We start from the raw sequence: 25,616 nt of genomic DNA, 5'->3' as shown, positions 1-25,616 counted from the left end.
CTTCCAGCGCCAGCCTATCCTGGCAACGTCGCTGAATTGCCAGTCGTTGTCCAGCTCGTTTGAATCCTTCTTTGTTTGATCGGGCTCCTTGATCTACCTCCAGATGCGCGCGTGATTCCTCTGAATATCTACAGCCTCGACGAACCATCACCCCCACTCCACTGGTCGAACGAGGGCTTTTCGACCATGAGGAGAACACCATGTCACAACTCGACCCAACCGGGATCGACAATGCAAACGAAGACGCCATCGGCGACACCGGCGTGATGACCTATGAAGAAGTATCCGGGCTGTCCAATGGCGACCTGGGGATTCCCGAGCCGTACGACACCGGGCCCACCGGCGCCGCGCCCGGGATTGCTGCGGGGCCGGGCATCGCACCTGCCCCGCAGGTGCCCTTGCCGATCCCCTCGCTGCCCATTCCGTCCATCCCGGCCATCAAGAAGGCGGTCAGCGGTTGCTACGCCAGTTCGCTCGGCAGCTTCCAGCTCGATCTGCGGGTCGATGTCGACCGCAACCGGCCGATGCGCCGGGTCAGCGGCGACTTTTACCAGACCAGCGGCAAGACCAAGTCGTACTTCGGCTCGTTTGTGGTCGACAGCCCGACCGTGACGGTGTCGACCACCCGCATCGTCGTCAAGGGCATGGGCCGCTTCACGTTCTCGGCCGGGGCGCCGGTAATACAAGTCACGATCCCGCGCGTGAATATCTTCCAGCCGCAGGCCGCGGCCACGCTGCAGTTCTTCACGGTTAACAATACGCCGGGGGCGTCCTACCATTGCCCGTTCTCGTCACTGCATTTCCGCACGGTGCGTATTGAAACCGACAGCGTGTCCGACGTGAAGACCACGCCGTTTTCGAGCTACAACACGGGCTCACTGCCTTCGGGCGGCAGTGCCCGTACGGTCAACGTGGTCAGCGCCTTTGGTGAAGCGGGCATCGGCATGGTGCCCACCGCCGGCAACAATGTCATCGATGTCGGCGCGGCCGGGGCCAATGCCACCTGGAGCAATGCCGAGCTGCACGCGTCGATGCAGCAGCATTTTTCGCTGTGGGGCGACCTGCAGCAGTGGTGCGTCTGGCAACTGGTGGCGCAACAGCATGATATGGGCACGGGCCTGTACGGCATCATGTTCGACCAGCAGGGCAAGCAACGCCAGGGCTGCGCCGTGTTTCACGCCGGGATCGGCGGCGCCACGGCCGAGCAACACCGGCTGCAGCTCTACACCTACGTGCACGAACTGGGGCATTGCTTCAACCTGATGCACTCGTGGCAGAAATCGTATGCCAATCCACCCAAACCGAACCGTCCCGAAGCGCTGTCGTGGATGAACTATCCGTGGTACTACCCAAATGGCGGCGCACCCGGCTTCTGGAGCAGCTTCGACTTCCGCTTCGACGACGAAGAGCTGATCCACCTGCGCCACGGTTTCCGCAACGACATCATCATGGGTGGCAACAGCTTCACGAGCGGCGCCTCGCTTGGTCGTGACGTGATGGCCGATCCGATCTCGGACGAATCCGGCCTGGTGCTCGATATCTCGACCCACCAGCGCAGCTTCGCGCTGGGCGAGCCGGTGGTGCTCCAACTCAAGCTGCGCGCCACCGACACGCGCGGGCGCCGCGCCCATACCTGGCTGCATCCGAACTATGGGCTGGTGAAGGTCATCATCGAACAACCTGGCGGCCGGCTCTGCGCCTACGAGCCGATGATCGACCATCTGGTGGGCGAACGCCAGACGATGCTCGGGGTGGACAATCCGGTCCAGGACAGCGCCTATATCGGCTATGGCAAGGATGGTTTCTATTTTGACCAGCCGGGCCAGTACCGGGTGCGGGCCGCGTATGCGGCGCTCGACGGATCGCAGGTGCTGTCCGATATCCTGACGGTGCGCGTGCGCTATCCGGTCAGCACTGACGACAACGTGCTGGCCGACCTGTTCATGGGCGAAGACCAGGGCGCGCTGTTGTACCTGCAAGGGTCGGACAACGAAACGCTGCGCTCGGGTAACGCCGCCTTCGACGAGGTCCTCGACCGCTTCGACATGCATCCGATGGCCGCCTATGTGCGCATGGTCAAGGGCGTCAATGCCGCCCGCGCGTTCAAGACAGTGAACGCGGGCGAGGGCAAGCCGCTGTTCGTGCGCGCAGCGCGTCTCGACGAGAGCGTTGCACTGCTCTCGAGCGCCGCCCACGCCAAGGTACTCGATCCGGTATCCCAGGGCGAGTTGCTCACCTGCCTGGCCACGATCCAGGATGGTACTGCGGCGGCCGGCGCGACCGGGCCGGGCGCGCGGCCGCACCGCAAGGCATGATCCATGCTGGATCGCAGGGGATGCGCCGGGCACTTGGGCTGGCCGTGCTGGCGTTACTCTGTTCCGGACAAGCCTGCCCTTCAGGCGGCTTGTCCGGCAAACCTGTTGCAGTCAATGGAAAGGCGAGGCAAGCGATGACGTTACGCGTGAGGTTGGGCGAGGGATTTCAAGACAATACGGTCAGCGTGCGGGTCGACGGCAAGCAGGTCTATGACCGGCCGAACGTGAGTACCGACCTGACGATTTCGCGTGCGGATTCGTTCGATGTGGCGGTCGACGGGCCCAGCGTGCAGCTCGAGGTGGCGGTGCAGGGCGGGCCGACGGTGCGCCGGGCGGTCGAGCCGGCGCAGACGCCGTTCGTCGAAGTGCGTTTTATCGACGGCGCTTTGCATTTGCTGCCATTGCCGGCCGAGCCGCCGATGTTGTAACCATGATGCCCATTCAATATTTGTTCGGCTATAATCCACCCGCTGCCATTACTGGCAGCAAACGCTAGGGGTCCTGCGCGTCGTTGCTTTTACAACGATGCGTGGGTGAGAAATACCCTCCGAACCTGATCTGGATAATGCCAGCGAAGGGAAGCAGCCGATTCGCCGCAAGCGTGCGCACATTGCGCCCGACCTCGCCGCACCCGGTAACTCCTTTGCTGGCTCTCATGCACGCAAGGGAGCCACATGAACGCACCGCCGAAGTCTTCGCAACTGTTCGATGCCGCCACCGCCACGGTGGACCAGGCAGCCATCGCATCGCTACCCAATTCTCGCAAGGTCTACATCGAAGGCAGCCGGCCCGATATCCGCGTGCCGATGCGCGCGATCAGCCAGTCGGCCACGTCCGACAGCTTTGGCGGCGAACCCAATCCGCCGCTGTTCGTCTACGACACGTCGGGGCCGTACACCGAACCGGCCACCGCGATCGATATCCGCAGCGGCCTGGCACCAATGCGCCAACCGTGGATCGACGGGCGCGGCGACACCGAGCAACTGGCCGGGCCATCGTCGCAGTATGGCCAGCAGCGGCTGAACGATCCGGCCTTGAGCGCGCTGCGCTTCGATCTGCAGCGCGCGCCCCGCCGCGCCAGGAGCGGCGCGAACGTCACGCAGATGCACTACGCGCGCCAGGGCATCATCACGCCCGAGATGGAATTCATCGCACTGCGCGAAAACATGCAGCGCAAGGAGTACATCGCATCGCTGCATGCGTCCGGCCCGATGGGCAAGCGGGTCGCTGACCTGATGGGCCGCCAGCATCCGGGCCAGTCGTTCGGCGCCAGCATCCCGGCCGAGATCACGCCCGAATTCGTGCGCTCCGAAGTCGCGCGCGGCCGCGCCGTCATCCCCCTCAATATCAACCACCCCGAAATCGAGCCGATGATCATCGGCCGCAACTTCCTGGTCAAGGTCAACGCCAATATCGGCAATTCGGCCGTGACCTCGTCGATTGGCGAGGAAGTCGAAAAGATGACCTGGGCGATCCGTTGGGGCGCCGACACGGTGATGGATCTGTCGACCGGCAAGCATATTCACGAAACACGCGAATGGATCCTGCGTAACAGCCCTGTCCCGATCGGCACGGTGCCAATCTACCAGGCGCTGGAAAAGGTCAATGGCAAGGCCGAGGACCTGACCTGGGAGATTTTCCGGGACACGCTGATCGAACAGGCCGAACAGGGCGTCGACTACTTCACGATCCACGCCGGCGTGCTGCTGCGCTACGTGCCGATGACGGCCAATCGCCTGACGGGCATCGTCTCGCGCGGCGGCTCGATCATGGCCAAGTGGTGCCTGGCGCACCACCGCGAATCGTTCCTGTACACCCACTTTGAAGACATCTGCGCCATCATGAAGGCGTACGACGTGACCTTCAGCCTGGGCGACGGCCTGCGCCCCGGCTCGATTTACGACGCCAATGACGAAGCGCAGCTGGCCGAACTGAAAACGCTGGGCGAACTCACGCAGATCGCGTGGAAGCACGACGTACAGACGATCATCGAAGGCCCCGGCCACGTGCCGCTGCACCTGATCAAAGAGAACATGGACCTGCAGCTCGAGCAGTGCCATGAAGCGCCGTTCTACACGCTCGGGCCGCTCACGACCGATATCGCGCCCGGGTACGATCACATCACGTCCGGCATCGGCGCGGCCACCATCGGCTGGTACGGCACGGCGATGCTGTGCTACGTGACACCCAAGGAACACCTGGGGTTGCCTGACAAGCAGGACGTCAAGGACGGCATCATCACGTACAAGATCGCGGCTCATGCGGCCGACCTGGCCAAGGGCCACCCGGGCGCGCAGCTGCGCGACAACGCGCTGTCCAAGGCGCGTTTCGAATTCCGCTGGGACGACCAGTTCAACCTGGGCCTGGATCCCGACAAGGCGCGCGAATTCCACGACGAGACGCTGCCCAAGGATTCGGCCAAGGTGGCCCATTTCTGCTCGATGTGCGGCCCGCATTTCTGCTCGATGAAGATCACGCAGGAAGTACGCGCCTACGCCGCCGCCAATGGCGTGCAGGGCGAGACGGCCCTGCAACAGGGGATGCAGGAAAAAGCGATCGAGTTCGTGCGCGACGGCGCCCGGCTGTACCGGGAGGTCTGAATGACATCGATCGAAGTCAACGGCGCGCCGTGCGGCGTGTCGCCGGGCCAGACGCTCGCCGGCCTGCTCGAGCAGCTGGACCTGAGCGGGCAGGGGATGGCGCTGGCCGTCAACCGCGAGGTGGTGCCGCGCCAGCAGTGGCCGACGCGCCGCCTGCAGGCGCAGGACCGGGTCGATATCGTACGCGCCATCGGTGGCGGCTAAAGGAGAACAGGATGAATGTCATGAACGAAAACATGAAACCAGACGGGCAACCGGATGTACTCACCATCGCCGGACGCGCCTACCGTTCGCGCTTGCTGGTTGGCAGCGGCAAATACCGCGACCTGGCGCAAACGCGCGAGGCCACGCTGGCGGCCGGCGCCGAGATCGTCACGGTGGCGATCCGCCGCGTCAACATCGGCCAGGACGCGAACGCGCCCAGCTTGCTCGACGTGCTGCCGCCGTCGGAGTTCACTATCCTGCCCAACACGGCCGGCTGTTTCAATGCCAAGGATGCGGTCTACACGCTGCAGATGGCGCGCGAGCTGCTGGGCGGGCGCAATCTCGTCAAGCTCGAGGTGCTGGGGGACGCCACGACGCTGTTCCCGCACATGCCCGAGACACTCAAGGCCGCCGAAACGCTGGTGCGCGACGGCTTCGACGTGATGGTCTACTGCAGCGACGATCCGATCCAGGCCCGCATCCTGCAAGAGATCGGCTGCGTGGCCGTGATGCCGCTGGCGTCGCTGATCGGCTCGGGGATGGGCATTCTCAATCCGTGGAACCTGCAGCTGATCATCGAGCAGGCCACGGTGCCGGTGCTGGTCGATGCCGGTGTGGGCACGGCGTCGGATGCCGCGATCGCGATGGAACTCGGCTGCGATGGCGTGCTGATGAACACCGCGATTGCCGGCGCGCGCGACCCGGTGCGCATGGCGCGCGCGATGAAGCATGCGGTGCTGGCCGGGCGCGACGCCTATCTGGCGGGGCGCATGCCGAAGCGGTTCGCGGCCTCGCCATCGTCGCCGGTCGAGGGCAGGATCACGGGCGACGTCACACCTGACGTCATCGATAACCTCGCCGCATGACACCGTGCGTGCTGGTCTTCGCCGGGCTGGATCCCGGCGGCGGCGCGGGCCTGGCGGCCGACATCCTGGCCATTGCCGCGCAGGGCGCCCATGCGCTGCCGGTGGCCACGGCGCTGACCTGCCAGGACAATAACCGTGTGTTCGAGGCGCACCCGGTCGACGCCGGCCTGGTCGCGCGCCAGGCCGCGCCGCTGGTCGCGGCCTTCGATATCCGCGCCTTCAAGCTGGGCATCCCCGGCAACGCGGCCAATGCCGCGGCAATCGCGGCCATCATCCGCGACCTGCGCGCACGGCAACCCGAGCTGCCGGTGGTGCTCGACCCGGTGCTGGCCAGCGGCCATGGCGATGCGCTGGGGCGGGGCAGCGCCAGCGCCGCCTTGTCCGATTTGCTGACATTGGCGACGATCGTGCTGCCCAATCTGCCAGAGCGCGCCGCGCTGGACCTGCCAGGCACCAGACAGATGCTCGTTACGGGCGGCCATGCGCCTGGCGACACGGTCATCAACCGCTGGCTGCAGGATGGTCGGGTGCTGCGCGAGTGGCGCTGGCCGCGCCTGCCCGATACGTACCACGGCAGCGGCTGCACGCTGGCCGCAGCGCTGGCGGCGCGTCTCGCGCTGGGCGAGTCGATGGTCATCGCCCTCGAGCGCGCGCAGGCCTATACGCACGCCACGCTGGCGCAATCGTTCGCAGTCGCGCCGGGCCAGCGCATTCCGCGCCGGCTGTGCCAACCCCATTGAAGGAGCCACCATGCAAGGCCTGTATCTCGTCACACCGAACTGGAACGACACCGACCGGCTGCTCGCCGCCACCGACGCCGCACTGCGCGCCGGCGCCGCGCTGGTGCAATACCGGCACAAGGACGCGAGCGCGCTGCTGCGCCTCGAGCAGGCGACCGCGCTGCTGGCGCTGTGCCGCCGCCACGGCTGCCCGCTCGTCATCAACGACCATCCCGACCTGTGCCAGGCGATCGACGCCGATGGCGTGCACCTGGGCCATACCGATGGGGCCATCGCCGCTGCCCGCGCGCTGCTGGGCCCGGCCAAGATCGTCGGCGCCTCGTGCTACGGCGAGCTGGCGCTGGCGCGCGCTGCGCGCGACGCCAGCGCCAGCTATCTAGCCTTTGGCGGCTTCTATCCATCACCGGTCAAACAATACACGTTCGTGACGCCACCAGAGCTGCTCGACCAGGCACGCGCCGAGTTCACACTGCCCCTGGTCGTCATCGGCGGCATGACGCCGGCCAACGCCGCGCCGCTGGTCGCGCGGGGCGCCGACATGGTCGCGGCGATCACGAGCGTCTACGGTGCGGCCGATCCGCACACGGCCGCGCACGCATTCGGGAGCCTGTTTTCGGCCGGCTGAACCTACAATGGCAGTACTTACGACTTTGTCCTGCCACCATGATCTCTCCGCGCCTGTTCATCCACACCCGCCGCCATCCGTCCGCTATCCTGCTGCTGGTGCAGCTGCTCGGCATGCTGTCCTATCCGTTCATCGAAGGCACCCGGGCCGGCCAGGTGGCGTTCAACTGCTTCGGCATCGTGGTGCTGGCGTTTGCCATCCGCATGGTGCGGCGCACGCCTGGCGAGGTGCGCGTGAGCTGGGCACTGGCGGTGCCGATCATCGTCCTGCTGCTGGCGCAGATCCTGCTCGGCTATAACCACCTGCTGGCCTGGTCCTCGGGGCTGGAGGCGCTGTTCTACTTCTACGCGGCCGGCAGTCTGATCGCCTACATGATGGAAGACGAACGGGCCACGACCGACGAGCTGTTCGCGGCCGGCGCCACGTTCACGCTGCTGGCCTGGGCCTTCACGCACATGTACATCCTGCTGCAGGAAGTCCAGCCCGGCACGTTCGCCGCCGCCGTCAACGCAGGCGCCCCGCGTACCTGGACCGAACTCAATTACCTGAGCTTTGCGCTGCTGTCGAGCACGGGCATCGGCGACGTGATTCCGCTGACGCCACCGGCGCGGGCGCTGGCCAGTGTTGAGATGCTGGTCGGTTTGATGTACCTGGCGGTGGTCGTGGCGCGGCTGATTGCCTTCACGACCCGCAACCGGATCGAGGTCGGCCGCGCACGCAAGCGCAAGCTAGAAGAGTGGGAACAGGATTGAGCCACAACGCTAGAATTGCTTGCTAGAATCGTCCTCCAACGACCAACAGGAGCACGTGCATGGCGTACCAACTGGCAGGCTACACGATTCGCAACTTCACGCCCGATGCCTGGCCGCTCTACCGCGCGCTCCGCCTGCGCGCGCTGGAAGACGCGCCCGACGCCTTTGGCAGCACGCTGGCCGCTGAATCCACGCGGCCGCCCGAAGAATGGGCGGCGCGCATGGCCCGCGCGGCCATGTCCGGCATCGACCATCCACTCGTGGCCCACGTCGCAGGCCAACCCGCCGGGCTGGCCTGGGCGAAGGTCGACGCCGACGACCCGGCCCTCGTGAACCTGTTCCAGATGTGGGTGGCGCCCGAAGCGCGCGGGCAGGGTGTGGCTGCGGGCTTGCTGACCGAAGCGGTGCGCTGGGCGCGGGCGCGCGGCGCCACTGCGATGCAGCTTGGTGTTAATTGCGCCAACGATGGGGCAGTGCGCTTGTACACGCGCGCCGGGTTCATTGCCACGGGATGGCAAGAGCCGATGCGGCCGGGGTCGGATCAGGTCGAGCAGCGCATGCGGCTGGTCATCGCAGGATCATGAACGCGCCGTCTGACGCCGCAGCGTGATCCGGGTCAGCTCGGACGGTACGCCCAGGCGCAGCGCGAAACCCGGCCACAATGCGGTGCCATTGTTCAGGTACAGCGTCATCCCGTCGACGTTATAGCGGCCCGAGACGAAGCCATTGTTGGCGCGCGCCACCACCCGATCGAGTCCGACGATCATTCCGCCATGGGTGTGGCCGGATAGTTGCAGCGCGACGCCGCGGCTGGCGGCGTGGCGGGCATTGCGCGGCTGGTGGTCGAGCAGGATCACTGGTGCACCGGTCGGTGCGCCGCGCAAGGCGGCATCGACGTCGGGCGGCGCCGCGCCGGTCTGCGGGGCGGTCACGTCGTTGACACCGGCCAATACCAGCTGCCCGGCGCCGCGCTTGAGAACGGTATGGCTGTTGTCCAGCGGCGTCATGTTGAGCCCCGCGAAATACGCCATCCACGCCTTGTGGCCGAAAAAGTACTCGTGGTTGCCAGGAATGACCCAGACGCCATCCGGTGCGCGCAGGTCGCGCAGTGGCGCCACGTCGCGTTCGCGGTGCGCGATATTGCCGTCGATCAGGTCGCCGGTAATGACGATCAGGTCGGCGTCCAGCGCATTGGCGTCGGCGACGACCTTGCGCGTCCACGGCGCGTCGAACAGGCGGCTGATGTGCAGGTCGGTCAGGTGCACGACCTGGTAGCCGTCGAATTCGTGCGGCAGGTTCTTCACCTCGATCAGCACGTCTTCGAGCGACGGCGACTTGATTGCCTGGTTCACGCCCAGGGCGGCCAGCAGCGCAGCGGCGATGGCGATGCCGTAGCGCACGCGCGGTGCAATCGCCACGCGGCGGCGCCGGATCGCCATCGCGATCAGCGCGCCGGCATCGACCAGCAGCTGGAACACGGCCAGCAGCAGGATCGCGCCGAAGCCCCAGTTGAACAGGATGATCAGGCCCTTCGGGAATTCGGGCGAGAACACGCTGCCGGACGACAGACGCGACCACAGGTGGTATTGCGAGACCAGCACCAGCACGACGGCGCTGGCGACTTTGGATTTCGTGGGCAACGGCAGCGGCCAGAGCCAGCGCACCAGGACCAGCAGGCAGGGAAGGCTGAACATCAGATGAAACATCAGACACTCCCGGTCAGGATTGCCATGCCGCTTGGGCATACCGGGGGGTGGTGCGGACAGGGCGTGCTGTCCGCAGAAAACGTTGGGTAAATATGCATCGTGGCTTCTGCTTGAACTGTCGAACAGGCGAGCATAACGCAGATTGTCCGATGGCAGCGCTGAGGACCCGGGAAGAAATGGAGACGAAGGTCCCTGGGTGACGCCACGGGCGGGGCAGGGTAGGATGCCATGGCAGGCTGCGTGAAGGCGATGAAATCGCCTTCGCACCCGACGATCGATGAAAGAACCGATATGTCCTTGAACAACCAGCTGACAGTGGATTTCCCATTGCTGATGCGCCAGGCCCAGGCATCGGCGGCCGTGACGCAGGCATGCAGCTGCACCATCACGCCCTTGCAAGCCTGGACCGCGCAGCCGTTGACCCTGGAGCTGGACTGCTTCGAAGAGGTCGGCACCCTGCTCGATGATCCGTACGACGAGCCGACCTTTGCCGAATACCACCCGGCCGGCACCCGCTACGACAGCCCGGACGCGCCCATCGCGCCGCGTTTTTATCCAACTAACCGCTGTAGCGTGGCACGCTGCACCAAATGCAGCCGCCACTACCTACGCTATAACGAGGCCGGTGGCTATTTCACCGAGTTGCGTATTCGCGCACTGCAGCCCGACCTGCTGGTGGATGCGCCGGGAGTGTGACCGCCTGTCAATCAAAAGAAGCGGCAGACCAGGGTTGCTGCTTCTGCCAGATAACGTCGTCTGCTAACCATCTTTCGCCCATTGAAGGCACCGTGCCTTCCGGCAGGTGACATCCTCTCCCGCGCGCTAACACAGAATAACGATTCCAAGTGGATATATCTTTTGGGAAACTATTGCTGTGCATAAGCGCGCTACCGCACGGTTCTCACCAACTTTACAACAGATAGTCGGTTCCGGTTCGCGTCTTTGCATCGCAAGCGCCGCCGCAGTTTCCGTCCTCGTGCATGAGCCCATGCAGAGCAGCTCCGGAAATTTTCTCGAACAGGAATACATATGATACAAACCGTGAGACGCTCCATGAAACGCCTCTTGTGCGGCCTCGGCCTGATGAGCGCCGTGCTTGTCACAGGCTGTGGCGGCGGTGACCAGGGACGCGATCCGGTCCTGGGATTGCCGGCGACAAGTCTGGTCAGCGTGGCGGTGTCGCCAACGACCGCGTCGGTGGCAATCGGTGCAACCCAACAATTTACGGCCACGGCCGCCTATTCCGACGGTTCGGCGCGTGATATCACGCTGCTTTCGGCCTGGACCTCGGCCACGCCGGCGGCTGGCACGGTCGATGCAGCGCGCGGTATGGCTATCGGCGTTGCTGCCGGCACTTCGGTGATCACCGCTGCCTTTGAAGGCAAGAGCGGCTCGGCAACTCTGACGGTCCTGCCCGCGCGGCTGGTATCGCTTGCCGTCGCTCCGGTGAATCCGTCGATCAATATCGGCAATACCCAGCAGTTCGTCGCGCTTGGCACGTTCAGTGACAACACGACGCGCGACATCAGTGCAGTATCGACCTTCAGCTCGGCCTCCACGAATGTGGCGTCGGTCGTGGCCGGCACCGGTCTGGCGCTGGGCAAGGCGCAGGGGACCTCGGTCATCAGCGCATCGTCCGGCGGCCTCACAGGCAACGCCACGCTGACGGTCCTGCCGGCGACGCTGGTCTCGCTGGGCCTCACGCCTGCCGCGAACAGCTTCGCCGTTGGCGCCACTGCCCAGCTGACCGCATTGGCAGGCTATTCGGATGGCTCGGTCGTCGATGTCACAGGCGCGAGCACGTATGTTTCGTCCAGCACGGCGCAGGTCGCCGTCGCCGCCAGTGGCGTGATCACCGGCGTCGCGCCGGGTACGTCGGTCATTACCGCCAGCTTCAGCGGCAGGTCGGCCACGGCGAGCGCCACCACGCTGAACGGCGCCGTGCTGCCTGGCGTGACGATCTCCCGACTCGTCGTTACACCGGAGATTGGCACCGTCGTCGTCAACGGCAGCATGCCATTCGTCGCCACGGCCTTCTACTCGAACAACACGAGCGCCATCGTTACCACGGCCGTCAGCTGGACATCGTCTTCGACGGCGATCGCTACCGTGCTGCCTACCGGCATCGCCACTGGCGTGTCCGCCGGCAATGTGGTCCTGACCGCAGCACTGGACGGCGCATCGGGCACGGCCAATCTGACCGTGTTGCCTGTTGTGCCAGTTGTGCCCGTGGTACCCGTTGTGCCCGCGCCGCCGGTTGCTTCCGTCAACCTGCGCTCTGCAGCGACGTTCGGCGTGCTGGCCGGTACCGCGCTGACCAATAATTCGGGCGGCACCACGCTCATCACCGGCGACGTCGGTTCGCCGTCGCAAACCACTGCGCCGGTCGTCGCGCCCGGTTTCACGAACTACCAGTCGGGTGCAATTCTGCAGACCGCGCTGAACGACCTTCAACTGGCCATCGTCGATGCCAACAGCCGACTGTGCACGCTTACTTTTGCAGGCGACGTCGACTTCGGCAGCCTGGTGCTCACGCCTGGTGTGTATTGCTACGCTGGCAAGATCAACATCACCGGAAAACTGACGCTGAATGGTGCTGGTGTGTATATCTTCCGCACCGCGCAGACGCTCGATACGGCGGCAAACTCGGAAGTGGAACTCATCAACGGCGCCACGGCCAACGACGTCACGTGGGTGCCTGTGGGCGCAACCACCGTGGCCGCGAACAGCACCTTCAAGGGAACGGTTCTGGGGCAGGCTGCCGCGATCACCGTGGGTGACAACGCCACGCTGCTCAATGGCCGCGTCCTCTCGGGCGTCGCCGTCACGCTGCTCAATAACCGCATCACCAAATAACCGGTCCGGAACCCATCATGAAAAATACACTCACACTGCTCGCCTGCGCCGTCCTTGCCGGCGCTGGCATCAACGCCGCCAGCGCGGCGGGCCAGGACCGGAGCACCGTCAACAGCGATATCATCGATCCCGACTGGGCCGACAGCGCTTGGTATGCCGGTGCCGGCCTGGGCCAGGGCCGTGCCAAGATCGACGACGAGCGCATCGCGCGCAGCCTGACCTCCAACGGCGCCAGCCTCGAGTCGTTTACGACCGACCAGCGTGATCTTGGCTATAAGGTATTCGTCGGCAAGAAGTTCAACCGCTACTTCGCGGTCGAGGCCGGGTACTTTGACATCGGCAAGTTCGGCTTTCAGGCCACCACATCTGGCAACGGCAACCTGCGCGGCGAGACGAGCTTTCGCGGCGTCAACCTCGACCTGATCGGTTATCTGCCGCTGACCCCGCGCCTGTCGGCGCTGGCACGCGTCGGTGGTCAGTATGGACGCTCGACGGCGCATTTTTCGGGCAACCGGCTCAATGGCGTGACTGCCCCGAATCCCGAGAAAGAAGAAAAGTTCCAGGCCAAGGTCGGCCTCGGTCTGCAATACCAGATCAACGATGCCTGGGCAGTGCGCGGCGAGATCGAACGCTATCGTCTGCGTGACCCGCTGGGCAACCGCGGCGAAATGGACCTGGCGTCGATCAGCCTGATCCGTGCGTTCGGCCGGCCTGCGGCCCGCCCGATCCCGGCACCGGAGCCGGTGGTCATGCAGCCGGAAGTACAACCTGTGGCGCCAGTCGTGCAGCCGGCGCCGCAGCCCGTGTCGGAGAAGGTGTCGTTTGCGGCCGAAGCGCTGTTCGACTTCGACCGGGCGGTGGTCAAGCCTGAGGGCAAGGCAGGGCTGGACGACCTGATGAGCAAGCTGCAGGGCATGGATACCGAAGTCATGATTGCTGTGGGTCATACCGACTCGGTCGGCTCGGACGCGTACAACCAGAAACTGTCGCTGCGCCGCGCCGATGCCGTCAAGGCCTACCTGGTGTCGAAAGGTCTGGACCAGGCCCGCCTGTACACCGAGGGCAAGGGCGAAACGCAGCCGATCGCGGACAATGCCACGGCCGAAGGACGCGCCAAGAATCGCCGCGTCGTGATCGAAGTGGTGGGAACGCGTACCAGCCGCTGAGCGGGTTTGGCTGAAGCGCCGATGGCCTTCAGCGTCATCCAATAACGCCGTCCCCGCTGGAAACAGCCCGGACGGCGTTGTTGCCTCTGCGGCACGACCTCGTTGCAGGATCAACGGTGACAGCGCTGCACCCACCGGCGTGCGCGGCCATGATGCGCCAGGCTTGTTATCATGGGGTCTTTGCAGCGCACACGCGTGCGCGGATCACCTCAAGCAACGGGAAAACGACATGAAAACCAAGGCAGCAATCGCGTGGAAGGCGGGTCAGCCGCTGACGATCGAAGAAGTGGAACTCGAAGGCCCGAAGGCCGGTGAAGTGCTGGTCGAGATCAAGGCCACCGGCATTTGCCATACCGACTACTACACGCTGTCGGGCGCTGACCCGGAAGGCATCTTCCCGTCGATCCTGGGCCATGAAGGCGCGGGCGTGGTGGTCGATGTGGGTCCGGGCGTGACCAGCCTGCGTAAAGACGATCACGTGATTCCGCTGTACACGCCGGAATGCCGCCAGTGCAAATTCTGCCTGTCGCAAAAGACCAATCTGTGCCAGGCGATCCGCTCGACGCAGGGCCGCGGCCTGATGCCGGATGCGACGTCGCGCTTTTCGATCGACGGCCAGCCGATCTATCACTACATGGGCACGTCGACCTTCTCGAATTACATCGTGGTGCCCGAGATCGCCCTGGCGAAGGTGCGCAATGACGCGCCGTTCGACAAGATCTGTTACATCGGTTGCGGCGTGACCACCGGCATCGGCGCCGTGATCTTCACCGCCAAGGTCGAGGCGGGCGCGAATGTGGTCGTGTTCGGCCTGGGCGGTATCGGCCTGAACGTGATCCAGGCAGCCCGGATGGTGGGCGCCGACAAGATCATCGGTGTCGACCTGAACCCGGAACGCGAAGCGATGGCGCGCAAGTTCGGCATGACCCATTTCATCAATCCGACCCAGGTCGAGAACGTGGTCGACGCCATTGTTCAGTTGACCGATGGCGGCGCCGACTATAGCTTCGAGTGCATCGGCAACGTGAACACGATGCGCCAGGCGCTCGAGTGCTGCCACAAGGGCTGGGGCAAGTCGATCATCATCGGCGTGGCCGCTGCTGGCCAGGAAATTGCCACCCGTCCGTTCCAGCTGGTGACGGGCCGCGAATGGAAGGGCTCGGCCTTCGGCGGCGCGCGCGGGCGCACCGACGTGCCGAAGATCGTCGACTGGTACATGGAAAACAAGATCAATATCGACGACCTGATCACCCACCACCTGCCGCTCGACCGCATCAACGAAGGCTTTGACCTCATGAAGTCGGGCGAGTCGATCCGCTCGGTGGTCGTGTATTAAGTCAAGGCAGGCCTCGCGGCTTGCGCTCTTTGCATGAATTGAACGCGGCCTTCGGGCCGCGTTGTCGTTCTGTGCCTCGAATGACGGCCTGCGCCGCGATTTCGACGCCCTGTCGCAGCGTGCTGGTTCGTGGCGTGAGCGGTGGCTAGAGTGATGTCATCGCCGGCTGCGTCCGGCCCGTTGCCATTGTCCCTGGCCCAAGGAGAACATCATGCCGCATCCTGCACCGCTCACACGCCGACTGGCGCTTCCCTTCATTGGCCTGGCGCTGTGCGCTGCGTCGCTGGCATTGACCGTGCCCATGCAGGCTGGCGCGCAGGAGGCCAAACGCGCGGTGCGCGTGACGCAGGGCGAGCCGTACGCGCTTGTGCGCGGCAAGGAAGGCAGCTTCAATATCAGTGGCAGCAGCGACGACTGGCCAGCAGTGAAAGCGGCCCAGCGCGCCATTCCCGGCGAGTTCATCTGGTTCCGTGAAGGCGGACGCGACTACGTGATTCAGGATGCCGCGGTCATGGCCAAAGTGCGTACCGCCTGGGCGCCGCTGGATCGGCTGAGTGCCCGCATGGACGTGCACAGCAAGGAGATGGATGTCCACAGCAAGAAAATGGACGCGCTGGGGCGCCAGATGGACCGGGTTGCCGTCAGCAAGGACAACCTGCCCAGCGAGCGCGACATGCGTGAAATCGACGGCGGCATGCAGGCCCTGAGCCAGCACATGGAACGCCTGAGCAGCCAGATGGAAACGGCACGTGACCAGGCGGAGCGCGAGCGCCTGAGCCGCGAAATGGCCGCGACCGGTGCACGCATGAATGCCGCGGGCCGGCAGATTGGCCAGGCCTATGACTCGCCGCAGATACGCAAGTCGCACGCGTCGATGGAGGCGATTGGCCGCCAGATGGAAGAGGCCGGCAAGCCGATGCATGTGCTGGGTGAGCAAATGGGCATGCTGGGCAAGGAGATGGAGCGCGAAAGCAAAGTCGCCGATGAAACAGTGCGCGCGTTGATCCGCGATGCGCGGGCGAAAGGGCTGGCGCGGCCGGCGCCGGTTGCGGGTTGATGCGTTCCCATTGACGTGAAGAGGGCGGCCATCGAGCCGCCCTTTTGTGCTCCAGAGGGGTTGCGGTAATATCTGTTCACAAAAAATTCGCCTGGAATCGGCTGCGTGAAGCGAAATCCACCGGGCTGGCAAGTATATTAGTCAGCCAGGCACGATTGCCGCGCTCCCTGCGCAGCGGCCGATGCAGAACCAGAGACAGAATTACCTATTACGGAGCATTCCTTGGCCCGCCGGATCACCCACCGCAATCTTCCCCAGCTTTTTCTGAAGGCGCGAGAATCGTTGTTGCTGCACTTCCGTCCCATCCTCAACCATTTCGGTGTGACCGAACAGCAATGGCGCATCCTGCGCGTGCTGGACGAGCATGCGCAACTGGAGCCACGGGAGATGTGCGAACTTTGCCAGATCCTGAGCCCGAGCATGACGGGCGTGCTGTCGCGGATGGAAGAGCTGGGGCTGATCGAGCGCCAGCGCGTGGCGGCCGACCAGCGCCGCATCTGGGTGCGCCTCGCGCCCAAAGGCGACCGTCTGATTGACGATATCGCGCCGCTCATCGAGCGCCAGTACAAATTGATCGAAGCGGCTTACGGCGCGCAGGTTGTGGCCGATCTGTCGCTGGCGCTCGAAGGTTTTATTGCTGCGCAGACGACGCCGGTCGAGCGGGTGGCGCTGCCGTCGTCGATCAAGCCGGTCAACAGCCGCCGGCCTTAGCCGGCGTGCCTGTGCCAGCATGGGTCGAGCAATGCTGCTCGATCAATGCTGGTCGACCTTGCCGCGCCAGGCGCCGGTTTCGCTGCCACGCTGCTCGAGCAATTCCTTGAGGTTGGCCAGGTTGGCGCGCGCTTCCATGCGCACGGCGCCCAGGGCGTCGCCCAGGGTTTCCAGCGCGCCTTCGGGCTCGTAATCCATCTGCAGCGCAATGCGCGTGACGGTGTCCGAGATCTTGTGGAAGGTGACGACGCCGCCATTTTTCACGCCGGTGACGCTGCGCCATGCGATGCGGTTGTCCGGAATCTGCTCGGTGATCTCGGCATCCCACTCTTTTTCTTCGCCGGCGACGTTGGCGCGCCAGTGCAGGTGCGTGTCGTCGAGCTGGCGGATTTCCTTCACGCTTTTCATGAATTGTGGGAAGTCTTCGAACTGTGTGAACTGGTTATAGGCGGTGCTCACGGGCACATTGATCTCGATGGTTTCGACGATTCCCGAGCTGGCGCCAAAGCCATTGTTTCCCTTGAATTTTTTCGACAGCATCACACCGCCGACGGCCAGTGCGGCCATGGTCACTACGCGTCCTAGCATGATCATTCTCCTTGTTAAGATTTTCACGAGCTTGTCGCAACGCTGGTGTTAACATAATCGAAACACTCATCGCACGGCGCGCGCTTGATGATTAATTCGTGAAAATTACGCGAAGTTAATCCTATTTCTTCGATGAAATGTCCGAAGATGACAGCAGGAGGGAAGATGACGTTATCCACCTGGTACTTCTGCGACGCAGTACGGTTTGAAACCAATGGCGCATTGTTCAACAGCGCATCGGTCCTATTCGTCATGCGTACGCCACGAAACTGGATGGGCATACAGTATATGGCGGCGGTATAATGGCCGGATGCTGAAACTCGACACCCTGAATCCTGAACAATTTGCCGCCGTCACCTTGCCGGCGCAAAGCGCCCTGATCCTGGCCGGCGCCGGCTCGGGCAAGACGCGCGTTCTGACCACGCGGATTGCCTGGCTGATCCAGACCAATCAGGTCTCGCCCGCCGGCATCATGGCGGTGACGTTCACGAACAAGGCCGCGAAAGAAATGCTCACGCGCCTGTCGTCGATGCTGCCGATCAACACGCGGGGCATGTGGATCGGCACCTTCCACGGCCTGTGCAACCGGCTGCTGCGCACGCACTACCGCGACGCCGCGCTGCCACAGACGTTCCAGATTCTCGATTCGCAAGACCAGCTTTCGCTGATCAAGCGCATGCTCAAGGCGCACAACGTCGACGATGAAAAGTACCCGGCCAAGGCGCTGATGTACTTCATCAACAACGCGAAAGACCAGGGCTTGCGCGCGTCGCAGGTCGAGGCCTACGACCCAATCGAGCGCCGCATGGTCGAGCTGTATGAACTGTACGACCAGCAATGCCAGCGCGAAGGCGTCGTCGATTTCGCCGAACTGCTGCTGCGCTCTTACGAACTGCTGGCACGCAACACGCCGCTGCGCCACCATTACCAGATGCGTTTCCGCCACATCCTGGTCGACGAGTTTCAGGATACCAACGACCTCCAATACAATCTGCTCAAGCTGCTGGCGGGGCAGGGCGAATCGGGCGGCGGCGCCATCTTTGCCGTCGGTGACGATGACCAGAGCATCTACGCCTTCCGCGGCGCCAACGTCGGCAATATGTCGGCGTTCGAACGCGACTACCAGGTCAAGAATCTGATCAAGCTCGAGCAGAATTACCGCTCGCATGGCCACATCCTCGACAGCGCCAACTTCCTGATCGCCAACAACGCCAAGCGCCTGGGCAAGAACCTGCGCACGGATGCGGGCCAGGGCGAGCAGGTGCGCGTGTATGAGGCCTCGTCGGATCTCGAAGAAGCGCAGTGGATCATCGAAGAATCCAAGAGCCTCATGAACGAGGGCATGGGCCGCAACGAGATCGCGATCCTGTACCGCAGCAACGCGCAGAGCCGCGTGATCGAGCATGCGCTGTTCGCGGCCGGCATTCCCTACACGGTGTACGGCGGCCTGCGCTACTTCCAGCGCGCCGAGGTCAAGCACGCGATCGCCTATCTGCAGTTGATGGACAATCCGCACAACGATTCGGCCTTCATGCGCGTGGTGAACTTTCCCACGCGCGGTATCGGCGCGCGCTCGATCGAGCAGTTGCAGATGGCGGCCGACAGCTATGGCATTTCGCTGTACGCGGCCGTGCCGTACATGACGGGCAAGGCCGGCACCGTGCTGGGCAACTTCGTCAAACTGATCGAAGGTGCGCGCTTCGAGACCCAGCAATTGCCGCTGCCCGAACTTGTGCGCGTGGTGCTCGAGCGCAGTACGCTGCTGACGCATTACGGCAATGAAAAAGAAGGCGCCGACCGCATCGAAAACCTGGAGCAGATGGTCAGCGCCGCGACCCAGTTCGTGCAAGAAGAGGGCTTCGGTACCCAGGCGCCGGCCCACCTCGGGCCACCGGCGCAGGCGCAGGCCGGTGAATCGGTCGTGTATCAGGATGGCATCGAGATCCTCGATGGCGGCGCGCCGCTGCCTACCGTGATGTCACCGCTGTCGGCGTTCCTGTCGCACGCGTCGCTCGAAGCGGGCGATGCCCAGGCGCAGGCCGGGCAAGAGGCGCTGCAACTGATGACAGTGCACTCGGCCAAGGGCCTCGAATTCGACGCCGTGTTCATCACGGGCCTCGAAGAAGGCCTGTTCCCGCACGAGAGCAGCGCGCGCGAAGCCGACGGTGTCGATGAAGAACGGCGCCTGATGTACGTGGCAATCACACGCGCGCGCCGCCGTCTGTACATGAGCTTTACGCAGCAGCGCATGCTGCACGGCCAGACACGCTTCAACATGAAATCGCGTTTCTTCGACGAACTGCCCGATGAATCGATCAAGTGGCTCTCGCCACGCGTGCAGGGCAACTGGTTTGGCGGGCGCAAGTCGACGACGGCATGGGACGACGCCAAGTTCCGCGAAGGTGGCAGCGACAACAAGATCGCGCAGCAGATCACGCAAAAGGCGGGCAATGGCACCGGCTGGCGCGTGGGCGAGAGTGTGGTCCACGCCAAGTTTGGCGAAGGCGTGATCGTCAACATTGAGGGCGGCGCTGGCGCGGCGCGGGCCCAGATCAACTTTGGTTCGGCGGGGGTGAAGGTGCTGGATCTGTCGATCGCGAAGCTGGAGCGGGTGGGCCGCTAAGAGAACAGCAAACGCTGGCGGCATGGCCGCCAGTGTTTGCTGATTGCTGCTGATCTTTTCTGACTACCGCTGCTTGTCGAGGTTGACCTTGCTGCCGGGCTCTGCCGGTGGCTTGCCGAAGATCTCGCGGTAACCCACATACAGCGCGCACTGCAGCAGCAGGATGAACAAGAAGATCACCCACATGATCACGACGCGGGCGATGCTGCTACCGCCCAGGATGACGGCGATCACCATGCACACAGTAAAGAAGATGCCGAACCACGCCAGGAGCATCACGATGAAGATGCCCGCGCTGCGCTTGACGGCAAAAAAGCTGTAGAACACGGCCTTGAACGGCGGCATTTTCTGCCAGTAGGTCAGCGGCGCGGCGAAGCACAGCGAAATCAGCGCCACCGCGTCGAGCGCGAAAATCAGGAACATCGCCAGCACGTCCTGGCCTGCCAGCACGGCGGGCGTGCCATCCGTGCTCTGGGCCTGCACCTGTTCCCAGAAGTCAGGCTGGACGGCAAAGCGCGTAATCAGCGTCAGGATCAGCGACACGCCCAGGTAGACGATGCCGACCTTGCACAGCTCGCGCAGCACTGGCTTGCGAAAACCCGTCAGCGCCACGGCCGGCGTGACGCGCTGGCCGTTTTCGATCATCGAGCACGCCATCATGAACGCCATCGAGAACGAGGGAATCAGCACCACCGCCACCATCGCGCCCAGCACCGGCACGGCGCTGATCAGAATACTGACCAGGATATTGGCGAACAGCAGCGTGGTCAGCGCGGCCGGTTGTTGACGAAACAGCAGGGCGCCATTTTTGAGCCAGGTCCAGCCGGTAGATGCAGGTAGTTTGTTCATGTAATGACAGTGGTGGGCAAGCCCGGCGCGGGGTGCGCAATGCGCTCGCGCAGAATACGTTCGAAATGGGTAGGGTCGTGCGGCGTCAACAGTTCGGCCGCGCGGGGAAGGTGCAGATCATACAGGCGTGACAGCCAGAAGCGTAGTGCGCCCGCGCGCAATAGTGGTTGCCAGGCGTCGCGCTCGTCGTCGGTGAACGGGCGCACCGCATGGTAAGCGTCGAGCAGGGCGCGCACGCGTGCTTCGTCCAGCTCGCCCGTGGCCAGGTCGACGCACCAGTCGTTGACGGTGACGGCCACGTCGTACAGCCAGGTGTCGATGCCGGCAAAGTAAAAGTCGAAGCAGCCGCTCAGGCGCTCGCCCTCGAACATCACGTTATTGCGAAACAGGTCGGCGTGCACCGGGCCGCGAGTCAGGTTGGCATAGGTGGCGCTTGCGGCGAATGTGGCCTGGTACGCAACCTCGTCCTGCAGCAGCGTGGCTTCGGCCTCGCTCAGCAATGGGGCGACCTCGGGCGCGGTTGCCGTCCACCAGTCGATGCCGCGCAGGTTCGGCTGCTGCAGCGAAAAGTCCTGCGCCGCCAGATGCATCCGCGCCAGCATGCGGCCCACTTCGGCGCAATGCACCGGCTGCGGGGCGAGCTGCGAGCTGCCATTCAGGCGGCTGACAATGATCGCCGGCTTGCCGTGCAGGCTCACGATCAGCTCGCCATCGTTGCTGGGCACCGGCGCCGGCACGGGAATGCCGCGTTCGGCCAGGTGGCGCATCAGGTTGACATAGAAGGGGAGCTGGTCGAAGCGCAGGTTCTCGAAGATCGTCAGCACATAGTGACCGGACTGCGGACCGGACTGCGGACCGGACTGCGGACCGTGCTGAGTATTCAAAAAGAAATTGCTGTTGTCGATGCCGGAGGAAATGCCTTCGAGCCCGACGGCCTGGCCGAGGGGGAACTGCTTGATCCACTGGTGAAGGTCATCCAGCGAGACCGCGGTGAAAACTGCCATGAGCTAGCAAGAAAGAGAAGTGGACGATGGCCGCGAGACTGCCGCGCGAACGCGGCAGGCGGGATCATTGTTTGGTGGTCGGCTCGAGTGCAGGTGGCGGCGGCACATCGGCGCGCGCCGGGATGGTCCCGGCTGCACCGGCACGGGCTGGCGCCGCGGCGGCTGGCTGCTCGTCGGTGTTCTGCTTCTTGGGATTGCCAAAATCAAATTCCATCACTTGCCATTGTGGGGCGCGGATGCTGCTGCCCGAGATATCGCCTGGTTGGGCATTTCCCGGTGCAACGTTGGGCTTCATGGTGTAGCGGCTTGGGCCGGCTTGCACTTCGACTTCGTTGATCTTGCCGTCATTGCCGCGTTTCTCGGTAATGACCGTGCCTTTGCGCGGCGGGATCGTCGTGGCCGGCACATCGCTGCCCGGCTCGATGCGCTCGGTCTGCGGCGGCGCGTCGCTCGGGCGCTGTTGCTGCGCTGGCTGGGCTGGCGTCGTGGCGCGTGGCGCTGGCTGGGTCTGCGTTTGCGGTGGTGTGGTCGGCTGCGCCGATGCCAAGCCCGCGTGGGCGAACAGGCACAGCGTCAGGAGGGCAAAGCGGGGTGTCGAGCGCAGCATGATGGTCACCTAATGTCGTTTAGTCCATTGTAGCAAACAGTACCGCCTCCCTGTGAAACGTGTGCCATATCCCATGATTGCTGCGAGGAATTGAGACGCTGGAGCGGGCGCTGCTCATCATGCGGATTCTGCGATAATGGCAGCGACCCTGGCGCCACCCTGACGCCGCATGCTTACCTGATTTTCGCCCCATATGGACAATACCCTTCTGCTCGTCGACGGTTCCAGCTATCTCTACCGCGCCTTTCATGCATTGCCCGACCTGAGGAGCCCGGACGGCTTCCCGACCGGCGCCATGCACGGCATGGTCAATATGCTGCGCCGCCTGCGCGCCGACTTTCCTGCCGCCTACATTGCCTGCGTGTTCGATGCCAAGGGCAAGACCTTCCGCGACGACCTGTACCCCGACTACAAGGCCACGCGTGCGTCGATGCCGGAAGACCTGGGCAAGCAGATCGAGCCGATCCACGAAGTGGTGCGGCTCATGGGCTGGCCGATCCTGATGGTCGAGGGTGTCGAGGCCGACGACGTGATCGGCACGCTGGCCGTACAGGCCACCGCGCGCGGCATGAAGACGGTCGTCTCCACCGGCGACAAGGACCTGGCCCAGCTTGTCAATGACAAGGTCATGCTGATTAACACGATGAGCAACGAGCGCCTGGACGACGCCGGCGTGCTGGCCAAGTTCGGCGTGCCACCGAACCGCATCATCGATTACCTGACCCTCGTCGGCGACACCGTCGACAACGTCCCGGGCGTGCCCAAGTGCGGTCCCAAGACAGCCGTCAAGTGGCTCACGCTGCACGGCTCGCTCGACGGCGTGATGGAAAACGCCGGCAGTATCGGTGGCGCCGTGGGCGAGAACCTGCGCGCGGCGCTCGATTGGCTGCCGAAAGGCCGCGAGCTGATCACCGTGAAAACCGACTGCGACCTGGTCAAGCACGTGGTGTCATTTGAAGAAACGCTGGTCGGCCGGCCCGAAAATGCCGACGCGCTGCGCGAATTTTTCAGCCGCTACGGCTTCAAGACGATGCTGCGCGACCTGGGCGGCGCCAAAGCCGGCGACGGCAGCGTGCGGCCGGCAGCCGGCAGTGCGCCGGGCGGCGGTCCGCTCAATTCGCCGGAAGGCGCGCAGGCCACGCTGGACGGCATGCCGGTTATCAAGGGCGAGTACGAGACGATTCTCACCGATGCGCAGCTCGACACGTGGCTGGCGCTGATCGACGCTGCCGCACTCACGTCGGTCGATACCGAAACGACGTCGCTCGATCCGATGACGGCGCAGATGGTCGGCATTTCGCTGTCGGTCGAACCGGGCAAGGGCGCCTACATCCCGCTGGCGCATCGCTATGCCGGTGCCCCTGACCAGCTCGAGCGTGAGCACGTACTGGAAAAGATGCGGTCCTGGCTGGAAAATCCGGCCAAGCCCAAGCTCGGCCAGAACCTCAAGTACGACATGCACATCTTCGCCAACCATGGCATCACCCTGAAGGGCATCGTGCATGACACGCTGCTGCAGTCGTATGTATTCGAGTCGCACAAGCCGCACGACATGGACACGATGGCCATGCGCCACCTCGGTTACACGACGATTCCGTTCGTGGATGTGTGCGGCAAGGGCGTCAACCAGATCTGCTTCGACCAGGTCGAGCTGGGCCGCGCCACCGAGTACGCGGCCGAGGATTCCGATATCACACTGCGCCTGCACGGGTCGATGCTGCCGCACGTCGAAGCCGACAAGGGCCTCACGTACATCTACCGCGACATCGAGATGCCGACGATGGAAGTGCTGCACAAGATCGAGCGCAACGGCGTGCTGATCGACAGCGACCTGCTGGGCGTGCAATCGAACGAACTGGGCAAGCGCATGCTCGAACTCGAGCAGCAGGCTTACGAGCTGGCCGGTGGCCCGTTCAACCTGGGTTCGCCGAAGCAGATCGGCGAGATCTTCTTCGTCAAACTCGGCCTGCCGGTGATCAAGAAGACCGCCACCGGCGCGGCGTCGACCGACGAAGAAGTGCTGCAAAAGCTGGCCGAGGATTACCCGCTGCCGAAGATCCTGCTCGAGCACCGCGGCATGTCCAAGCTCAAGTCGACCTATACCGACAAGCTGCCGAAGATGGTCAACGCCAGCACGGGGCGCGTGCACACCAATTACTCGCAGGCGGTGGCAATCACGGGGCGCCTGTCGTCCAATGAGCCGAACCTGCAGAATATCCCGGTGCGCAACGCCGAAGGGCGCCGTATCCGCGAAGCGTTCATCGCGCCGCCCGGCAGCGTGATCGTCTCGGCCGACTATTCGCAGATCGAGCTGCGCATCATGGCGCATATCTCGGGCGACGCCGCGATGCTCAAGGCCTTTGCCGATGGCGAAGACATCCACCGCGCGACGGCCGCCGAGATCTTCGGCATCCCGCCCGCGGACGTGCAGAGCGAACAGCGCCGCTATGCCAAGGTCATCAACTTTGGCCTGATCTACGGCATGAGCGCCTTCGGCCTGGCGGCCAACCTGAACATCGAACGGGGCGCGGCGGCCAATTATATTGAACGCTACTTCGCGCGCTTCTCGGGCGTGAAGCAGTACATGGACGAAACGCGCCTGCAGGCCAAGGCGCGCGGCTATGTCGAAACGGTGTTCGGCCGCCGCCTGTGGCTGCCCGAGATCAATTCGCCGAACGGCCCGCGCCGCGCCGGCGCCGAACGGGCCGCGATCAATGCGCCGATGCAGGGCACGGCGGCTGACCTGATCAAGCTGGCGATGATCGCCGTGCAGGACTGGCTCGAAACTGAAAAGCTGGGCACGCGCATGATCATGCAGGTGCACGATGAACTGGTACTCGAAGTGCCACAGGCCGAACTCGAACTGGTGCGCGTGAAGCTGCCTGAGCTGATGGCGGGCGTGGCAACGCTCAAGGTGCCGCTGGTGGCCGAAACGGGCGTCGGCGAGAACTGGGAAAAGGCGCACTAAACCATAGGGTGGACGGCTACGCCGTCCACGCGTTCAACCGCGC

The 25,616-nt window shown here is 64.1% G+C and carries 23 protein-coding genes and 1 riboswitch; of the genes, 17 read left to right on the top strand and 6 right to left on the bottom strand.

Annotation, left to right across the window (positions count from 1 at the left end):
• Positions 1-200: 200 nt before the first annotated feature.
• From NX775_RS14560 to NX775_RS14520, 9 genes are all read left to right on the top strand, one after another.
• Positions 201-2,315 carry a hypothetical protein gene (locus NX775_RS14560; protein WP_258836649.1) on the top strand — a complete coding sequence of 705 codons (2,115 nt, stop codon included), beginning with the start codon at positions 201-203 and terminating at the stop codon, positions 2,313-2,315.
• 20 nt (positions 2,316-2,335) lie between these two features.
• Positions 2,336-2,743 carry a hypothetical protein gene (locus NX775_RS14555; RefSeq protein WP_258836648.1) on the top strand — a complete coding sequence of 136 codons (408 nt, stop codon included), beginning with the start codon at positions 2,336-2,338 and terminating at the stop codon, positions 2,741-2,743.
• A gap of 56 nt (positions 2,744-2,799) precedes the next feature.
• A riboswitch (TPP riboswitch) is annotated at positions 2,800-2,912 on the top strand.
• A 77-nt stretch (positions 2,913-2,989) separates the two neighbouring features.
• Positions 2,990-4,915 (top strand): phosphomethylpyrimidine synthase ThiC, encoded by a 1,926-nt coding sequence (gene thiC / locus NX775_RS14550; protein WP_258836647.1) that lies wholly within the window; start codon positions 2,990-2,992, stop codon positions 4,913-4,915.
• Positions 4,916-5,119, top strand: a complete 204-nt coding sequence (thiS, locus tag NX775_RS14545) for a sulfur carrier protein ThiS (RefSeq protein ID WP_258836646.1) — start codon at positions 4,916-4,918, stop codon at positions 5,117-5,119.
• Between the two features lie 20 nt (positions 5,120-5,139).
• The gene (locus NX775_RS14540; RefSeq protein ID WP_258836772.1) at positions 5,140-5,985 is read left to right on the top strand and encodes a thiazole synthase; all 846 of its coding nucleotides are present in this window, start codon (positions 5,140-5,142) and stop codon (positions 5,983-5,985) included.
• Positions 5,982-6,725, top strand: a complete 744-nt coding sequence (locus NX775_RS14535; RefSeq protein ID WP_258836645.1) for a bifunctional hydroxymethylpyrimidine kinase/phosphomethylpyrimidine kinase — start codon at positions 5,982-5,984, stop codon at positions 6,723-6,725. Before NX775_RS14540 ends, NX775_RS14535 begins: the two co-directional genes overlap by 4 nt.
• A 10-nt stretch (positions 6,726-6,735) precedes the next feature.
• A complete protein-coding gene (gene thiE / locus NX775_RS14530) occupies positions 6,736-7,350 on the top strand; it encodes a thiamine phosphate synthase (protein ID WP_258836644.1) in 615 nt (204 codons plus the stop codon).
• A 38-nt stretch (positions 7,351-7,388) separates the two neighbouring features.
• Entirely contained in the window at positions 7,389-8,102 is a 714-nt protein-coding gene (locus NX775_RS14525; RefSeq protein WP_258836643.1) for an ion channel, read from the top strand.
• A 59-nt stretch (positions 8,103-8,161) separates the two neighbouring features.
• A complete protein-coding gene (locus NX775_RS14520) occupies positions 8,162-8,686 on the top strand; it encodes a GNAT family N-acetyltransferase (RefSeq protein ID WP_258836642.1) in 525 nt (174 codons plus the stop codon).
• Here NX775_RS14520 and NX775_RS14515 read toward each other — a convergent pair.
• Complete coding sequence (locus NX775_RS14515) at positions 8,681-9,808, bottom strand: metallophosphoesterase (RefSeq protein WP_258836641.1); 1,128 nt, start codon at positions 9,806-9,808, stop codon at positions 8,681-8,683. The two genes, NX775_RS14520 and NX775_RS14515, sit on opposite strands and share 6 nt — an antisense overlap.
• A gap of 291 nt (positions 9,809-10,099) precedes the next feature.
• Between NX775_RS14515 and NX775_RS14510 the strand changes: the two genes are divergently transcribed.
• From NX775_RS14510 to hpaR, 6 genes are all read left to right on the top strand, one after another.
• The gene (locus NX775_RS14510; RefSeq protein WP_307732254.1) at positions 10,100-10,504 is read left to right on the top strand and encodes a hypothetical protein; all 405 of its coding nucleotides are present in this window, start codon (positions 10,100-10,102) and stop codon (positions 10,502-10,504) included.
• A 357-nt stretch (positions 10,505-10,861) separates the two neighbouring features.
• Positions 10,862-12,664 carry an ice-binding family protein gene (locus NX775_RS14505; protein WP_258836640.1) on the top strand — a complete coding sequence of 601 codons (1,803 nt, stop codon included), beginning with the start codon at positions 10,862-10,864 and terminating at the stop codon, positions 12,662-12,664.
• Between the two features lie 17 nt (positions 12,665-12,681).
• Entirely contained in the window at positions 12,682-13,830 is a 1,149-nt protein-coding gene (locus NX775_RS14500) for an OmpA family protein (RefSeq protein WP_258836639.1), read from the top strand.
• 229 nt (positions 13,831-14,059) lie between these two features.
• Positions 14,060-15,166 carry an S-(hydroxymethyl)glutathione dehydrogenase/class III alcohol dehydrogenase gene (locus tag NX775_RS14495; RefSeq protein WP_183556889.1) on the top strand — a complete coding sequence of 369 codons (1,107 nt, stop codon included), beginning with the start codon at positions 14,060-14,062 and terminating at the stop codon, positions 15,164-15,166.
• 211 nt (positions 15,167-15,377) lie between these two features.
• Complete coding sequence (locus NX775_RS14490) at positions 15,378-16,223, top strand: hypothetical protein (RefSeq protein WP_258836638.1); 846 nt, start codon at positions 15,378-15,380, stop codon at positions 16,221-16,223.
• A 222-nt stretch (positions 16,224-16,445) separates the two neighbouring features.
• Complete coding sequence (gene hpaR / locus NX775_RS14485; RefSeq protein WP_258836637.1) at positions 16,446-16,934, top strand: homoprotocatechuate degradation operon regulator HpaR; 489 nt, start codon at positions 16,446-16,448, stop codon at positions 16,932-16,934.
• 42 nt (positions 16,935-16,976) lie between these two features.
• On the opposite strand, the gene NX775_RS14480 is transcribed toward hpaR, so the two are convergent.
• The gene (locus NX775_RS14480; protein WP_258836636.1) at positions 16,977-17,522 is read right to left on the bottom strand and encodes an SRPBCC family protein; all 546 of its coding nucleotides are present in this window, start codon (positions 17,520-17,522) and stop codon (positions 16,977-16,979) included.
• 23 nt (positions 17,523-17,545) lie between these two features.
• Positions 17,546-17,776: a hypothetical protein gene (locus NX775_RS14475; protein WP_258836635.1), complete on the bottom strand. Its 231-nt coding sequence runs from the start codon at positions 17,774-17,776 to the stop codon at positions 17,546-17,548.
• 56 nt (positions 17,777-17,832) lie between these two features.
• Between NX775_RS14475 and NX775_RS14470 the strand changes: the two genes are divergently transcribed.
• Complete coding sequence (locus tag NX775_RS14470) at positions 17,833-20,145, top strand: UvrD-helicase domain-containing protein (RefSeq protein WP_258836634.1); 2,313 nt, start codon at positions 17,833-17,835, stop codon at positions 20,143-20,145.
• A 63-nt stretch (positions 20,146-20,208) separates the two neighbouring features.
• Here NX775_RS14470 and NX775_RS14465 read toward each other — a convergent pair whose 3' ends face one another.
• The 3 genes from NX775_RS14465 to NX775_RS14455 all read right to left on the bottom strand — a co-directional run bounded on the left by NX775_RS14465 (position 20,209) and on the right by NX775_RS14455 (position 22,605).
• Positions 20,209-20,994 carry a BPSS1780 family membrane protein gene (locus tag NX775_RS14465; protein ID WP_258836633.1) on the bottom strand — a complete coding sequence of 262 codons (786 nt, stop codon included), beginning with the start codon at positions 20,992-20,994 and terminating at the stop codon, positions 20,209-20,211.
• Complete coding sequence (locus NX775_RS14460; protein WP_258836632.1) at positions 20,991-21,998, bottom strand: homoserine kinase; 1,008 nt, start codon at positions 21,996-21,998, stop codon at positions 20,991-20,993. Before NX775_RS14460 ends, NX775_RS14465 begins: the two co-directional genes overlap by 4 nt.
• Positions 21,999-22,062: 64 nt before the next feature.
• A complete protein-coding gene (locus NX775_RS14455) occupies positions 22,063-22,605 on the bottom strand; it encodes a hypothetical protein (protein ID WP_258836770.1) in 543 nt (180 codons plus the stop codon).
• A 193-nt stretch (positions 22,606-22,798) separates the two neighbouring features.
• Between NX775_RS14455 and polA the strand changes: the two genes are divergently transcribed.
• Positions 22,799-25,573, top strand: coding sequence for a DNA polymerase I (polA, locus tag NX775_RS14450; RefSeq protein WP_258836631.1), 2,775 nt, complete (start codon positions 22,799-22,801; stop codon positions 25,571-25,573).
• Positions 25,574-25,616 lie beyond the last annotated feature (43 nt).

The sequence above is a fragment of the Massilia aurea genome (assembly GCF_024753205.1).
In the GTDB taxonomy this organism is placed as follows: domain Bacteria; phylum Pseudomonadota; class Gammaproteobacteria; order Burkholderiales; family Burkholderiaceae_D; genus Telluria; species Telluria aurea.
This window is presented reverse-complemented; position numbering and strand designations above follow the sequence as displayed.

Excerpts from the sequence above, each read along its gene's own strand:
- thiE (WP_258836644.1), top strand. The coding sequence starts at position 6,736 with ATGCAAGGCCTGTATCTCGTCACACCGAACTGGAACGACACCGACCGG.
- NX775_RS14505 (WP_258836640.1), top strand. The coding sequence starts at position 10,862 with ATGAAACGCCTCTTGTGCGGCCTCGGCCTGATGAGCGCCGTGCTTGTC.
- NX775_RS14525 (WP_258836643.1), top strand. The coding sequence starts at position 7,389 with ATGATCTCTCCGCGCCTGTTCATCCACACCCGCCGCCATCCGTCCGCT.
- NX775_RS14515 (WP_258836641.1), bottom strand. The coding sequence starts at position 9,808 with ATGTTTCATCTGATGTTCAGCCTTCCCTGCCTGCTGGTCCTGGTGCGC.
- NX775_RS14495 (WP_183556889.1), top strand. The coding sequence starts at position 14,060 with ATGAAAACCAAGGCAGCAATCGCGTGGAAGGCGGGTCAGCCGCTGACG.
- thiS (WP_258836646.1), top strand. The coding sequence starts at position 4,916 with ATGACATCGATCGAAGTCAACGGCGCGCCGTGCGGCGTGTCGCCGGGC.
- NX775_RS14520 (WP_258836642.1), top strand. The coding sequence starts at position 8,162 with ATGGCGTACCAACTGGCAGGCTACACGATTCGCAACTTCACGCCCGAT.
- NX775_RS14490 (WP_258836638.1), top strand. The coding sequence starts at position 15,378 with ATGCCGCATCCTGCACCGCTCACACGCCGACTGGCGCTTCCCTTCATT.
- polA (WP_258836631.1), top strand. The coding sequence starts at position 22,799 with ATGGACAATACCCTTCTGCTCGTCGACGGTTCCAGCTATCTCTACCGC.
- NX775_RS14535 (WP_258836645.1), top strand. The coding sequence starts at position 5,982 with ATGACACCGTGCGTGCTGGTCTTCGCCGGGCTGGATCCCGGCGGCGGC.
- NX775_RS14510 (WP_307732254.1), top strand. The coding sequence starts at position 10,100 with ATGTCCTTGAACAACCAGCTGACAGTGGATTTCCCATTGCTGATGCGC.
- NX775_RS14555 (WP_258836648.1), top strand. The coding sequence starts at position 2,336 with ATGCGCCGGGCACTTGGGCTGGCCGTGCTGGCGTTACTCTGTTCCGGA.
- NX775_RS14475 (WP_258836635.1), bottom strand. The coding sequence starts at position 17,776 with ATGACGAATAGGACCGATGCGCTGTTGAACAATGCGCCATTGGTTTCA.
- NX775_RS14460 (WP_258836632.1), bottom strand. The coding sequence starts at position 21,998 with ATGGCAGTTTTCACCGCGGTCTCGCTGGATGACCTTCACCAGTGGATC.
- NX775_RS14500 (WP_258836639.1), top strand. The coding sequence starts at position 12,682 with ATGAAAAATACACTCACACTGCTCGCCTGCGCCGTCCTTGCCGGCGCT.
- NX775_RS14455 (WP_258836770.1), bottom strand. The coding sequence starts at position 22,605 with ATGCTGCGCTCGACACCCCGCTTTGCCCTCCTGACGCTGTGCCTGTTC.
- NX775_RS14470 (WP_258836634.1), top strand. The coding sequence starts at position 17,833 with ATGCTGAAACTCGACACCCTGAATCCTGAACAATTTGCCGCCGTCACC.
- NX775_RS14480 (WP_258836636.1), bottom strand. The coding sequence starts at position 17,522 with ATGCTAGGACGCGTAGTGACCATGGCCGCACTGGCCGTCGGCGGTGTG.
- NX775_RS14465 (WP_258836633.1), bottom strand. The coding sequence starts at position 20,994 with ATGAACAAACTACCTGCATCTACCGGCTGGACCTGGCTCAAAAATGGC.
- thiC (WP_258836647.1), top strand. The coding sequence starts at position 2,990 with ATGAACGCACCGCCGAAGTCTTCGCAACTGTTCGATGCCGCCACCGCC.
- NX775_RS14560 (WP_258836649.1), top strand. The coding sequence starts at position 201 with ATGTCACAACTCGACCCAACCGGGATCGACAATGCAAACGAAGACGCC.
- NX775_RS14540 (WP_258836772.1), top strand. The coding sequence starts at position 5,140 with ATGAACGAAAACATGAAACCAGACGGGCAACCGGATGTACTCACCATC.